This is a genomic window from Micromonospora sp. BL1, from assembly GCF_003667485.1.
In the GTDB taxonomy this organism is placed as follows: Bacteria; Actinomycetota; Actinomycetes; order Mycobacteriales; family Micromonosporaceae; genus Micromonospora; species Micromonospora tulbaghiae.
In genome coordinates, this window is record NZ_RCVK01000336.1 from 1 (window position 1) to 12,938 (window position 12,938).

Here is a 12,938-nt window from a genome sequence, read left to right on the forward strand (position 1 = left end):
CGCCGTGCCCGTCCCCCCTCCCGCCGCTCCCCGCCGGCGATCAGTCCTGCCCGATGTCGTCGTGTCGCTCGCCGGCGCGGCCTTCCTCCTCGCCGGTGTCGCCGGTGTCCTGCCCGGCCCCGCCGCGGCCGCACTCGCCGTCGCCGGCGGCTTCGCCCTGGCCTGCGTCCGGCTCGCCTGGCTGGCCGGACCCGGACCGCAGCAGTCCGGACCGCAGCAGGCGGTCACGTTCCGGTGCCACGCCGGCGAGACGACTGACACCGCCCTGGCGCACGGCGCAACGACGACCGGGCGGCGGGCGCGACGCGCTGCCCTGTCCCGCCGGGTCGCCGCCATCCTCGACAGCGCCGTCCTGGTCGCCGGGCTCACCGTCGCGGTGCTGCCGCTGAGCGACGCCGCCCACCGGCTGCCGGTCGCGCTGGCCGGGCTGTGCCTCACCGGGGCGCTGCACGTGACGGCCCTGCTGCGCCTGCCCGGCCGCTCGCGGCTGTCCGGCCCGGAGCTGGTGCGCCGGACTGTCGACGTGCTCGCGCTCGGCGTCAGCCTGGTCTTCGCGGGCTGGATGCTGCTGCCGGGCGGCCCGGTCCCGGCCGTCGCCGGGGTCGTCGCGGCTGGTGGTGCGGTGGTGCTCGCCGTGCTCGCGGTGGCGGCCGTCGCCGAACGTCGCCGCCGGCCGGGCGCCGCTCGCTGCCACGCCGGGGCGGCGCTGACGCTCGGCGGGCTGACGCTGCTCGTGGTGCTGCTGGCCTACGGCGCGCCGGACCGGGCGCTGCCGCTCGTCGCGGCGCCGCTGGTGGCCGGGGCGCTGCTCACCGCCGCCGGGGCCCGGCGTACCTCGGGCGGTGAACGACCGGGCCGGGACGTGGCGCCGGCCGCCTGGCCCCGCCTCACCGCGCCGGCCGGGATCGCCGCGCTGGCCGCCGGGATCCACCTGGGTACGGCGGGGGAGTTCAGCACCGCCGCGATGGCGCTGGGCCTGGCCGTCATTCCGCCGATCATGATGGGTGAGCTGCTCGCCGCCGCCGACCAGCGCCGCCGGGTGCAGCGGCTCGCGGCCCGCGAGGCGTGGCTGCGGCGCCGCCTCGGACCGGACGCCCGGGCCGCCGAGCCCGTGCCGCTGACGCGCGCGGAGCTGGTCCGGGCGATGGCGGAACGCAGTGGCGGCGCGCTGCTCGTCGTCGACCTGCACGGGGTGGGTGGCGCGGTGCCGGAGGGACCGGTGCTCACCGAGGCCGCGCGCCGGCTGCGGGCGGGCTCCGGGACGCACGATCTGGTGGCCCGGCTCGGCGACACGGAGTACGCCGTCCTCACCGACGCGGGGCCGGTGCTCGCGTACGCGCTCGGCCTGCGGCTGCTGGCGGCGCTGGCCGCGCCGTACCCCCGGCCCGGCGGCGTCGCCCGGCTGGGGGTGAGCGTCGGGCTGGCCGAGACCGGCGGCGGCGATCCGGAGGACGTGCTGCGGCAGGCGGACCTGGCCCGCCGCCGGGCGGTGCAGCTCGGCCGGGACCGGGTCGAGTGGTACGACGCCTACCTGGAGGAGCAGCTGGTCCGCCGGCTGGATCTGGAACGGGAGCTGCCCGGCGCGGTGGCGCGCGGTGAGCTGGACCTGGTCTACCAGCCGGTGGTGGCGCTCGCCGACCGGATGCCGGTGGGTACGGAGGCGCTGCTGCGCTGGCGCAGCCCGGCGCTGGGCACCGTGCTCCCGGCCGAGCTGCTGCCGGTGGCGGCCGACCTCGACCTGACCGGTGAGATCGGGCGGTGGGTGCTGGACCGGGCCTGCCGGCAGCTCGCCGCGTGGTCGGAGGGCGGCCGTGAGCTGTGGATGGCGGTCAACGTGACGCCGCGCGAGCTGGCCGCGCCGGACTTCGTGGCGCGTACCGCCACCGCGCTGGCCGCGTACGACGTGGTGCCGGAACGGCTGGTGGTGGAGGTGGCCGAGCCGGTGGTGGGCGGGGAGCTGTCCACAGTGGTGGCGCGGCTGGCCGGGCTGCGGTCGATCGGCGTGCGGATCGCGCTCGACGACTTCCGGGCCGAGCACGCCTCGCTCGCGCAGCTCCGCCGGCTGCCGATCGACCTGCTCAAGGTGGGGCCGCACCTGGTCGGCCCGGGCGGGGACGGTCAGCGTCCGCTGATCGACGTGGTGGCGAACCTGGCCGACCGCCTCGGCGTGGAGCTGGTGGTCGAGGAGCTGGAGTCGGAGGGACAGGTGGCGGGCGCGCGGCGGGCCGGATGCCGGTACGGCCAGGGCTTCGCGCTGGCCCGCCCGGCGACCGCCGAGCGGGTCGAGGCGTGGTTCGAGGAGTACCCGTCCACCGCCCGGTGAGCTGAACCGGTTCAGCGAGCCGTCGTACGAGGTGGGGCGGTGCTGCCGCGCGGCGTCAGGTGCGCCGTCTCGTCCTGCACGACGGCGGCCGGTTCGCCGGCGATCACGGCCAGGAGCTGCCGGGCGGCGTGCGCGCCGTACGCCGGGATGTCCCGGCCCAGCGCGGTCAGCGGCGGGTGTACCAGCCGGCAGAGCGGTGAGTCGTCCCAGGCCACGATGGACAGGTCGCCGGGCACGGTCAGGCCCATCTCCTGGGCCACCGAGAGCCCGGCGATCGCCATCACGTCGTTGTCGTAGATCACCGCGGTCGGGCGCCCGGCGGAGCTGAGCAGCCGGCGGGTGGCCCGCGCGCCCTCCTCGCCGGTGTAGTCGGACCAGACGGTCGCCGCCTCGTCCAGCCCGAGCCGCGCGCACACGCCGGTGAACGCCTCGGTGCGGATCTCGGTGTGCAGCAGCGAGGGCAGCCCGCCGACCCGGGCGATGCGCCGGTGGCCGAGCGCGACCAGGTACTCCACCGTCTCGACCAGGGCCGCCGCGTCGTCGGACCAGACGCTCGCCAGGCCGCCGGTGTGCCCGGGGCCGCCGATCACCACGGCCGGCAGTTGCAGTTCCTCCAGCGCCGGCACGCGCCGGTCGTCGGTGCGCAGGTCGCACACGAGCACGCCGTCGACCCGGCGTTCGGCCCACCACCGGCGGTAGACCGCGATCTCGGCCTCCTGGTCGCTGACCACCTGGAGCGTCAGCGCGTACGAGCGGGCCGACAGCTCGGCCTCGACGCCGCTGATCAGCTCCATGAAGAACGGCTCGATGCCGAGTATCCGGGCGGGGCGGCACAGCGCCAGCCCGACCGCCTTGGCGGTGGCGCCGGACAGCGCGCGGGCGGCGCTGCTCGGACGGAACCCGATCTCGGCCGCGATGGCGAGGATGCGCCGGCGGGTCGCCTCGGAGACGCCGGGCTGCCCGTTGAGCGCGTACGACACCGCGCCCTTGGAGACCCCGGCGCGCCGGGCGACGTCGGCGATGGTCGGCCGCTTCACCGGAGCGTTCCTCCACTGTGTCCGGCCCTCGCGGGCGCTTCCGGTCGCCGGATCACCGGCGTCTGGTGACGCTACTGCACGCGTCGCCGGTCCCGGGTGCAGCCGGCTGTGCCGATCGACCGCGGTCGGCCGAAGGCGCTTGTGCGGTTCAGCTTAGATCCCCGGCTCGCCGACGAGCGTCACCAGCGCCCCGGATCTCGGTCGTGAGCGGCGGGGAGGTTACCGGGCGGGTGCATCGGTAACCGACCGTTGACAGTCATGAATGGGGATCGTACGGTGGCGTCACTTATCCGGTTCAGTCAACGTCTCTCGATATTCGGGAGCGTTCCCATTAGGCGCGGAGGATGAGATGAGACGGTCCTGGACGCACCTGGCGCGCGTGGCCGCCGTCGGTGCCGTCAGCCTGGTCATGGTCGCCGCCTGCAGCGGCAGGAGCACCACCGGCGGCTCGGACTCGGCCGGTGGTCAGGTCACGCTGAAAATCAACTTCTGGGGCGACTTCGGGCTCCAGGACCTCAAGGCCAAGTACGAGGCCGAGCACCCGAACGTCAAGATCCAGCTCAACTCCGGTGAGTACAACGCCCAGCACGAGGACCTGCAGAAGAAGCTGGTCGCGGGCAACGGGGCACCGGACATCGCGGCGATCGACGAGGGCTTCATGGTCCAGTTCCGCAGCCAGTCCGACAAGTTCGTCAACCTGCTCGACAAGGGCGCCGGCTCGTACGAGAGCAAGTACCTGCCCTGGAAGTGGAAGCAGTCGCTGTCGGCCGACGGCAAGACACAGATCGGCCTCGGCACCGACGTCGGCGGCCTGGCCATGTGCTACCGCACCGACCTGTTCAAGGCCGCCGGCCTGCCCACCGAACGCGACCAGGTGTCAGCGCTCTGGCCCACCTGGGACCGGTTCATCGAGGTCGGCCAGCAGTACACCGCCACGACGAAGAAGAAGTTCATCGACGCCGGCACCAACCTGTTCAACCCGATCCTCGGCCAGCAGCCGGTCGGCTTCTACGACGAACAGGACCAGCTACGGATGGAGCAGGGCCCGAAGGTCGCGTTCGACTACACGGTCAAGGCCGTCGGCGCCGGGCTGTCGGCCAACCTGGTCAGCTTCCAGGCCGACTGGGACAAGGGCTTCACCAGCGGCGCGTTCGCGGTGCTCGCCTGCCCGGCCTGGATGCTCGGCCACATCAAGGACACCGCGCCCGGCACCGAGGGCAAGTGGGACATCGCCGCGGTACCGGGTGGCGGCGGCAACTGGGGCGGCTCGTTCCTGACGCTGCCCAAGCAGGGCAAGAACGTCGACGAGGCGTACAAGCTGCTGACCTGGCTGGTCGCGCCGGAGCAGCAGATCGAGATCTTCAAGAAGGTCGGCAACCTGCCGTCACAGCCGGCGCTCTACGCCGACCCGGCCATCGCCGACTTCAAGAACCCGTTCTTCAACGACGCCCCGGTCGGCCAGATCTTCCCGAAGATGGCGCAGGGCCTCACCCCGCAGTACCTGGGCCGCAAGAACGGCCCGACCCGGGTGGCGGTGGAGAACGTGATCCGGCGGGTGGAGAACAAGTCGCTCAAGTCCGACGCCGCCTGGTCCGAGGCGGTCAAGGAGGCCGAGAAGGCCGCCAAGTCCTGACGTGTCAACGGTGGCGGGGCGCCCGGTCCGCCCCGTCGCCGTCCCGATCTCCCGGCCCTGGAGTGAACCGATGTCCAGCACCCGTGCCGCACCGCCCCGCCGCCCACCCGCGCCGCAGCGGGGCAGTGCCGGTGACCGGCGGATGACCTGGCGCGACCGGCTGTACCGCTTCGACATGCGGTACATGCCGTACCTGATGATCGCGCCGTTCTTCCTGCTCTTCGTGGTGTTCGGGCTGTTCCCGCTGCTGTTCAACGCGGTCGTGTCGCTGCGCAACTACCGCCTCGACGACCCGACGCTGCCGTACTGGGCGGGCGTGGAGAACTTCAGCCGCCTGGTCGCCGACGAGGACTTCTGGAACGCCCTGGCCAACACGTTCGGCATCTTCCTGCTCTCCACGGTTCCGCAACTGCTGCTCGCGCTGCTCGTCGCGTCGCTGCTCAACCGCAGGCTGCGGGCGCAGACGTGGTGGCGGGTGGGTGTGCTGCTGCCGTACGTGACACCGATCGTGGCCTCGACGATGGTGTTCAGCGTCTTCTTCTCCCGCGACTTCGGCATGGCGAACTGGGCGCTGGGCCTGCTCGGCATCGGCGGCGCGGACGACCCGATCGACTGGCGGGCGGACAAGCTGCACGCCTGGATCGCCATCGCCACGATGGTCAACTGGAAGTGGATCGGCTACAACGCGCTGCTCTACCTGGCCGCCATGCAGTCCATCCCGCGCGACGTCTACGAGGCCGCGGCGATCGACGGCGCCGGGCAGTGGAAGCAGCTCTGGCGGATCACCGTGCCGATGATCCAGCCGGTGGTCCTGTTCACAGTCATCCTGTCCACCATCGGCGGGTTGCAGCTGTTCACCGAGCCGATGCTGTTCGACCCGAACGCGCAGGCCGCGACCGGCGGGCCGGACGGCGAGTGGCAGACCATCGCCCAGCTCATCTACAAGGTCGGCTGGAAGGACCTCAACCTCGGGTACGCCGCCGCCATGTCCTGGGCGCTGTTCCTGATCATCCTGATCGTGGCCGGCGTCAACTACCTGCTGACCAACCGACTCTCCGGAGGCCGCCGGTGACGACGCGACGCGTGGTGGCCCGGGCGCCACAGGACACCCCGGCCGGGCTCTGGACCTACCTGCTCCTCGCGGTGAGCATGCTGTTCGCCGCGTTCCCGCTCTACTGGATGTTCGTCATCGCCACCAGCGACGACGAGGCGCTGGCGAAGCTGCCCCCGGCGGTGATCCCCGGCGACCGCTTCCTCACCAACGTCGACGAGGTCTTCTCCCTCCAGGACGTCTACTTCGCCGCGTCGCTGGTCAACAGCGTCATCGTCTCCGCCGTGGTGACCGCCTCGGTGCTGTTCTTCTGCTCGCTGGCCGGGTTCGCCTTCGCCAAGCTGCGCTTCACCGGCAGCCGCGTGCTGATGCTGTTCGTGGTGCTCACGCTCACCGTCCCCAACCAGCTCGGCATCGTGGCGCTCTACATCGTGATGGGCAAGCTCGGCTGGAACGGCACGCTGCTCGCGGTCATCGCGCCCGGCCTGGTCACCGCGTTCGGCGTGTTCTACATGCGGCAGTTCATCGTGAACACCGTCCCGGACGAGCTGATCGAGTCGGCCCGGGTCGACGGCGCCACGACCATGCGGGTGTACGCGACGATCGTGCTCCCCGCGATCCGTCCGGCCCTGGCGGTGCTCGGCCTGCTCACGTTCGTGGCCACCTGGAACGACTTCCAGTGGCCGCTGATCACGCTCAGCGGCACCGACTACCCGACGTCGATGGTGGCGATCTCGGACCTGGCCAGCGGCAACTACGTGATCTACCGGCGGGTGCTCGCGGGTGCGTTCATCGCCACCGTCCCCCTGCTGGTCATGCTGTTCATCGGTGGACGTCAGATCGTCCGCGGAATCATGGAAGGCGCGGTGAAGTCGTGAGCCGTCGAACGCTGCTGCACGAGGGATGGACGCTGCGGGCCGAGCCCGGCCCGGCGGTGCCGCCGGAGATCGCCGGGGCGGCGGTGCCGGCCACGGTCCCCGGTTGCGTGCACACCGACCTGCTCGCGGCCGGCCTCATCCCCGACCCGTACCTGGACGACAACGAGAACCGCCTCACCTGGATCGGCCGCACCGACTGGGTCTACGAGACCACGTTCGCCTGGCAACCCGGTGACGAGGACCGGATCGACCTGGTCTGCGCCGGACTCGACACGGTCGCCACCGTCAGGCTCAACGGCGTCGAGGTCGGACGCACCGAGAACCAGCACCGCTCGTACCGCTTCGACGTCCGCGCGCTGCTGCGCCCGGACGGCAACACCCTCGCCGTACGCTTCGACTCCCCGTACCGGTACGCGGAGGCGCACCGGGACCGGCTCGGTGACCGGCCGAACGCGTACCCGGAGCCGTTCCACTTCATCCGCAAGACCGCCTGCAACTTCGGCTGGGACTGGGGACCGACGCTCGTCACCGCCGGCATCTGGCAGGACATCGGGCTGCACGCCTGGTCGACCGCCCGGCTCGCGTCGGTCCGGCCGCTGGTCATGGTGGTCGACGGCACCGGCCGGGTGGAGCTGCGCGCCGAGGTCGAGCGGGCCGGCGACGAGCCGCTGACCGTCCGCGCCGCCGTCGCCGGGGTCACCGCCGAGGTCGCCGTACCGGCGGGGGAGCGGACCGCCGTCGTGACGCTCACCGTCGCGGACCCCGCGCTGTGGTGGCCGATCGGGTACGGCGACCAGCCGCGGTACGACCTCGACGTGAGCCTGCACGGCGCCGGTGGCCGGGAGCTGGACGCCGCGTCCCGCCGGATCGGGTTCCGTTCGGTCCGGCTGGACACCACGCCCGACGCGCACGGCACCCCGTTCGCGCTGCACGTCAACGACGTGCTGGTGTTCGTCAAAGGCGTCAACTGGATCCCCGACGACGCGTTCCCCGACCGGGTCACGCGGGAGCGCCTGGCGCAGCGGTTCGCCCAGGCGGCCGGGGCGAACGTCAACCTGCTGCGCGTCTGGGGCGGCGGCCGGTACGAGTCGGACGACTTCTACGACCTGGCCGACGAGATGGGACTGCTGGTGCAGCAGGACTTCCTGTTCGCCTGCGCGGCGTACCCCGAGGAGGAGCCGTTCCGCACCGAGGTCGAGGCGGAGGCGCGCGAGCAGGTGACGCGCCTCGCCGGGCACCCCTCGCTGGTGCTCTGGACCGGCAACAACGAGAACATCTGGGGCTGGCACGACTGGGACTGGCAGGAACCGCTGGCCGGGCGCACCTGGGGACGCGGCTACTACCTGGAGCTGCTGCCGGAGATCGTCGGCGAACTGGACCCGACGGTCCCGTACTGGCCGGGTAGCCCCTGGTCCGGCAGCGAGGACGTCCACCCCAACGACCCGGCGCACGGCACCACGCACATCTGGGACGTGTGGAACACCGACGACTACACCCGCTACCGGGACTACGTGCCACGCTTCGTGGCCGAGTTCGGCTACCAGGCGCCGCCGGCGTACGCGACGCTGCGCCGGGCCCTCTCCGACGAACCGCTGGCGCACGACTCGCCGGGCATGGCGCACCACCAGAAGGCGGCCGACGGGGACCGCAAGCTCCGGCGCGGGCTCGACGCGCACCTGCCGCCGCCCGCCGACTTCGACGACTGGCACTACCTCACCCAGCTCAACCAGGCCCGCGCCATCCAGTTCGGCGTGGAGCACTTCCGCTCGTACCGTCCGGTCTGCGCGGGCACCGTCGTGTGGCAACTCAACGACTGCTGGCCGGTCACGTCCTGGTCGGCGATCGACGGCGACGGGCGCCGCAAACCGCTGTGGTACGCGCTGCGCCGCGCCTACGCCGACCGGCTGCTCACCGTGCAGCCGCGTGACGGCGGGCTGGCGCTGGTGGCGGTGAACGACACCGCCCAGGCGTGGAGCGGGCCGGCCACCGTCACCCGGCTGACAGTCACCGGGGAGCCGAGGGCGAAGACCTCGGTCGACCTCGACGTCCCGGCGTACTCCTCGGTCGTGGTGGTGCTGCCGGCGGAGCTGGCGCGGCCGGACGACGGCCGCGTCGAACTGCTGGTCGCGGACGTCGGGGACGCCGCGGAGCGCGCGCTGTGGTTCTTCGCCGAGGACCGCGACGTGCGGTGGCCGGCGGCGCAGTGGGACGCGACCGTCGAGCCGGCCGACGGCGGCCGGCGCGTCCGGGTGACCGCCCGGACGGTGCTGCGCGACCTGACGCTGTTCCCGGACCGCCTCGATCCGGCCGCGCAGGTGGACCGGGCGCTGGTGACGCTGCTGCCGGGGGAGAGCGCGACGTTCACCGTGCGCGCGCCCGGTCCGCTCGACGCCGACGCGCTCACCCGCCGCCCGGTGCTGCGCTGCGTCAACGACCTGCCCTGAGGCGGTCAGCCCCATCTCCGTCGATTTGAAGATTTCTGCAAGTGCTAAAGTCTTCAGAGTCGTCGGAGGGGTGAGTCGTGTCGGTGCCGCTGTACCAGGCCAAGGCGGAGCTGTTCCGCACCCTCGGGCACCCGGTCCGCATCCGGGTGCTCGAACTGCTCCAGGACGGGCCGTTGCCGGTCCGCGACCTGCTCGCCGCCATCGACGTGGAGGCGTCGAACCTCTCCCAGCAGCTCGCCGTGCTGCGTCGCGCCGGCATGGTCACCTCCTACCGGGACGGCCCGCTGGTGATGTACGCGCTCAGCACCCCCGACGTGGCCGACCTGCTCGCCGCCGGGCGGCGCATCCTCGGCGCGGTCCTCACCGACCGGGATGCCCTGCTGGACGAGCTGCGGGCCTCCGGGACGGACCGGTGAGCGGGGCGGCCCTTCGCGCCGGTGACCTCGTACGGCAGGCGGGCCGGCTGTTCGGCGGGCTGCTGCCCGGCCGGGCCGACTGGGCGGCAGTGCGCCGCTCGCCCCGGCGCGACCTGCTCGCCGGGCTCACCGTCGCCGTGGTGGCGCTGCCGCTGGCGCTGGCCTTCGGCGTCACCTCCGGGCTCGGCGCGCAGGCCGGTCTGGTCACCGCCGTCGTCGCCGGAGCGGTCGCGGCGGTCTTCGGCGGCTCCAACCTCCAGGTCTCCGGTCCCACCGGGGCCATGACAGTCGTGCTGGTGCCGGTGGTGCAGCAGTTCGGCGCCGGCGGCGTGCTGATGGTCGGCGCGCTGGCCGGGCTGATCCTGATCGCGCTCGCGCTGGCCCGCCTCGGCCGGTACGTCCGCTACCTGCCGGCCCCGGTGATCGAGGGCTTCACCGCCGGCATCGCCGTGGTCATCGCGCTGCAACAGGTACCGGCCGCGCTCGGCGTCGCCGGAGCGCACGGCGAGAAGGTGTGGGCGGTGGCCGCCGACGCGGTCGCCCGGTTCGCCGCCCAGCCCCGGCCCGCGGCGATCGCCGTGGCGCTCGGTGTGGCGGCGCTGATGCTGCTCGGCGGCCGGTGGCGGCCCGCCGTGCCGTTCTCCCTGGTCGGGGTGGCCGCCGCGACGCTCCTCGCCGAGCTGGCCCCGATCGACCTGGCCCGGATCGGTGAGCTGCCGCAAGGGCTGCCCGCGCCGTCGCTCGACTTCGTGGACCTCGGGGCGTTGGGCGTACTGCTGCCGAGCGCCCTGGCGGTGGCCGCGCTCGCCGCCCTGGAGAGCCTGCTCTCCGCGACGGTGGCGGACGGCATGACAGTCGGCGAGCGGCACGACCCGGACCGGGAACTGTTCGGCCAGGGCCTGGCCAACCTCGCCTCCCCGGTGTTCGGCGGCATCCCGGCGACCGCCGCCATCGCCCGTACCGCCGTGAACGTCCGCGCCGGGGCGTCCTCGAAACTCGCCGCGCTCACCCACGCGGTCGCCCTCGCCGCGATCGTGCTCGCCGCCGCCCCGCTCGTCGGCCGCATCCCGCTGGCCGCCCTGGCCGGGGTGCTGCTCGCCACCACGGTCCGGATGGTGGAGGCGGCCTCCCTGCTGGCGCTGATGCGGGCCACCCGGGCCGACGCGGTGGTGCTGGTGCTGACGTTCGCCGTCACGGTGATCTGGGACCTGGTCACCGCCGTGGTCGTCGGGCTCGCCGTCGCCGTGGTCCTGGCGCTGCGCGCGGTGGCCCGCAGCGCCAAGCTGGAACAGGTGCCGCTGGACACCGGCGAGCACAGCGACGAGGAGCACGCGCTGCTCGCCGAGCACATCGTCGCGTACCGGCTGGACGGTCCGCTGTTCTTCGCCGCCGCGCACACCTTCCTGCTGGAGCTGGCCGAGGTGGCCGACGTGCGGGTGGTGATCCTGCGGATGTCCCGCGTCTCCACCATCGACGCGACGGGCGCCCAGGTGCTCGGCGACGCCGTCGCCCGGCTGCGCGGCCGGGGGATCACGGTGCTGATCTCCGGCATCACCCCGGGCCACGACCAGGTGCTCAGCACGCTCGGCGTCGCCGACGAGCTGCGCCGCGAGGGCCTGGTGTTCGCGGACACCCCGGCCGCCATCCGGTACGCCCGGGGTGTCGCCCTCGCCGCGAGTCCGGCCTAGGCTTTCGTCACCTCGGCGTCCACCTCCTCCTGCTTCCGCACGCCGAAGATGATCAGGTAGCCGAGGATCCACACCTCGCCCACGGTGGCCGGGACCACCAGCAGGTCCCCGACGATGCCGGCGCCGGGGGCGAGGTACGCGACGAACGTCATGAGCACGTAGCCGGCGCCGCCCGCGACGAGGACCCAGCCCAGCGGCCGGGGCAGCCAGCCCGACCGGAGTACGCACCAGCCCATCGGCACCAGCCAGAGGCCGAAGAAGAGGCCGCCCACCTCCCACAGGTTCCCGCTGACGAGGTAGAGCAACTGGACGGTGCCGGCGTCACCCGGCCCGCCGGTCGCGACCTGCAGAGCCGTCGCGAGGACGGCGGCGCTGCCGAGGATCGCGACGGCGTTGACCAGCCCGAAGGCGGCGATGCTGCCCGCGGCGGTGCCGTCGACGGTACGGAACAGCCGGTAGAACCAGACGGCGGTGAGCGTCTGGGTGAGGACGACCAGCAGTTCGAGCGCGATGCCGGCGCGAGCCAGCGGCTCGTGGGCCACCAGGTTGGCGAGCGTCGTGCCCGCGTCGTCGGCGTCGAAGATCATCGGCCGTACGGTGAGGAACCCCAGCGCGCCGGTGACGGCGAGCCCGAGGTAGAACAGCCCGGTCACGCGGGCGGTACGGATCAGCTGGTGCATGGCGGCTCCTCGGGGGTGTCGACGTGCCGTGGCGGGTTGCCTTACGTCGTAAGGCCAACCGTACGTTGTAAGGTCAAGGGGAGATGGGAAGCCGGATGGGAGCGCGGAAGCCTCGGGAGCCGCTGAGCCGCGAGCGAGCCCTGGCCAGCGCGATCGCCCTGGTCGACGCCGAGGGGATGGCCGCGCTCACGATGCGCCGGCTCGCCGCCGAACTCGGCGTCGAGGCCATGTCGCTCTACCACCACCTGCCCGGCAAGGCCCGACTGCTCGACGGCCTCGTGGACGCCGTCGCCGCGGAGATCACCTCAGCCGCCGAGCAGGCCGAGGCGGACGCGCCCGGCGCCGACTGGCGAACCCGGCTGCGGCTGCGCTTCCTCGCCGCGCGTGCCGTCATGCTGCGGCACCCATGGGCGCCCGCGCTGCTCAGCTCTCGTCCGACCGTCCCCACCGGGGTGTACGCCTACTACGACGGCATCCTCGCCACACTCGTCGACGGCGGCTTCTCGTACCGGATCGCCCACCGGGCGCTGCACGCCTTCGGCAGCCTGGCGCTCGGCTTCGCCCAGGAGGTGTTCCGCCCGGACGCGGGCGGGGAGGCGGACGCGGCGGAGGCCGAGATGGTGGCGCTGGCCGAACGGCTGCCGCACCTGGCCGCGATGGTCGCCGCCGAGACGCACGACGTGGCGGATCCGACGCTCGGGTGGTGCGACAGCCAGACCGAGTTCGAGTTCACCCTCGACCTGCTCTTCGACGGCCTGGAACGACACCTGCCGCGCTGACGTCCCCGG

General features: G+C 73.1%; 10 protein-coding genes. 8 read left to right on the forward strand and 2 right to left on the reverse strand.

The window, feature by feature from the left end; genetic code table 11:
* The first annotated feature begins 61 nt into the window (after positions 1–61).
* Entirely contained in the window at positions 62–2,323 is a 2,262-nt protein-coding gene (locus EAD96_RS25415) for a GGDEF domain-containing protein (RefSeq protein ID WP_121686041.1), read from the forward strand.
* 11 nt (positions 2,324–2,334) lie between these two features.
* On the opposite strand, the gene EAD96_RS25420 is transcribed toward EAD96_RS25415, so the two are convergent.
* Complete coding sequence (locus EAD96_RS25420) at positions 2,335–3,360, reverse strand: LacI family DNA-binding transcriptional regulator (RefSeq protein ID WP_120571310.1); 1,026 nt, start codon at positions 3,358–3,360, stop codon at positions 2,335–2,337.
* 349 nt (positions 3,361–3,709) lie between these two features.
* Here EAD96_RS25420 and EAD96_RS25425 point away from each other — a divergent pair, with 349 nt between their 5' ends.
* The 6 genes from EAD96_RS25425 to EAD96_RS25450 all read left to right on the forward strand — a co-directional run bounded on the left by EAD96_RS25425 (position 3,710) and on the right by EAD96_RS25450 (position 11,470).
* Complete coding sequence (locus EAD96_RS25425) at positions 3,710–4,993, forward strand: ABC transporter substrate-binding protein (protein WP_120571309.1); 1,284 nt, start codon at positions 3,710–3,712, stop codon at positions 4,991–4,993.
* A 70-nt stretch (positions 4,994–5,063) separates the two neighbouring features.
* On the forward strand, positions 5,064–6,065 hold the full coding sequence (locus EAD96_RS25430) for a carbohydrate ABC transporter permease (RefSeq protein ID WP_121686042.1): 1,002 nt from the start codon (positions 5,064–5,066) through the stop codon (positions 6,063–6,065).
* Positions 6,062–6,922, forward strand: coding sequence for a carbohydrate ABC transporter permease (locus EAD96_RS25435; RefSeq protein WP_120571307.1), 861 nt, complete (start codon positions 6,062–6,064; stop codon positions 6,920–6,922). Before EAD96_RS25430 ends, EAD96_RS25435 begins: the two co-directional genes overlap by 4 nt.
* On the forward strand, positions 6,919–9,366 hold the full coding sequence (locus tag EAD96_RS25440) for a glycoside hydrolase family 2 protein (protein ID WP_121686043.1): 2,448 nt from the start codon (positions 6,919–6,921) through the stop codon (positions 9,364–9,366). The genes EAD96_RS25435 and EAD96_RS25440 overlap by 4 nt, the downstream gene beginning before the upstream one ends.
* Before the next feature lie 77 nt (positions 9,367–9,443).
* On the forward strand, positions 9,444–9,782 hold the full coding sequence (locus EAD96_RS25445) for a helix-turn-helix transcriptional regulator (RefSeq protein ID WP_091419334.1): 339 nt from the start codon (positions 9,444–9,446) through the stop codon (positions 9,780–9,782).
* Complete coding sequence (locus EAD96_RS25450; protein WP_121686044.1) at positions 9,779–11,470, forward strand: SulP family inorganic anion transporter; 1,692 nt, start codon at positions 9,779–9,781, stop codon at positions 11,468–11,470. The genes EAD96_RS25445 and EAD96_RS25450 overlap by 4 nt, the downstream gene beginning before the upstream one ends.
* Here the strand turns inward: EAD96_RS25450 and EAD96_RS25455 are convergent.
* A complete protein-coding gene (locus EAD96_RS25455; protein ID WP_121686045.1) occupies positions 11,467–12,150 on the reverse strand; it encodes a DUF4386 domain-containing protein in 684 nt (227 codons plus the stop codon). The two genes, EAD96_RS25450 and EAD96_RS25455, sit on opposite strands and share 4 nt — an antisense overlap.
* An 83-nt stretch (positions 12,151–12,233) precedes the next feature.
* On the opposite strand from EAD96_RS25455, the gene EAD96_RS25460 reads away from it, so the two are divergent.
* Positions 12,234–12,929, forward strand: coding sequence for a TetR/AcrR family transcriptional regulator C-terminal domain-containing protein (locus EAD96_RS25460; protein WP_121686046.1), 696 nt, complete (start codon positions 12,234–12,236; stop codon positions 12,927–12,929).
* Positions 12,930–12,938: the final 9 nt, after the last annotated feature.

What these genes read in the sequence shown, in the direction of transcription:
- EAD96_RS25460 (WP_121686046.1), top strand. Translation starts at nt 12,234, where the DNA reads ATGGGAAGCCGGATGGGAGCGCGGAAGCCTCGGGAGCCGCTGAGCCGC.
- EAD96_RS25455 (WP_121686045.1), bottom strand. Translation starts at nt 12,150, where the DNA reads ATGCACCAGCTGATCCGTACCGCCCGCGTGACCGGGCTGTTCTACCTC.
- EAD96_RS25425 (WP_120571309.1), top strand. Translation starts at nt 3,710, where the DNA reads ATGAGACGGTCCTGGACGCACCTGGCGCGCGTGGCCGCCGTCGGTGCC.
- EAD96_RS25430 (WP_121686042.1), top strand. Translation starts at nt 5,064, where the DNA reads ATGTCCAGCACCCGTGCCGCACCGCCCCGCCGCCCACCCGCGCCGCAG.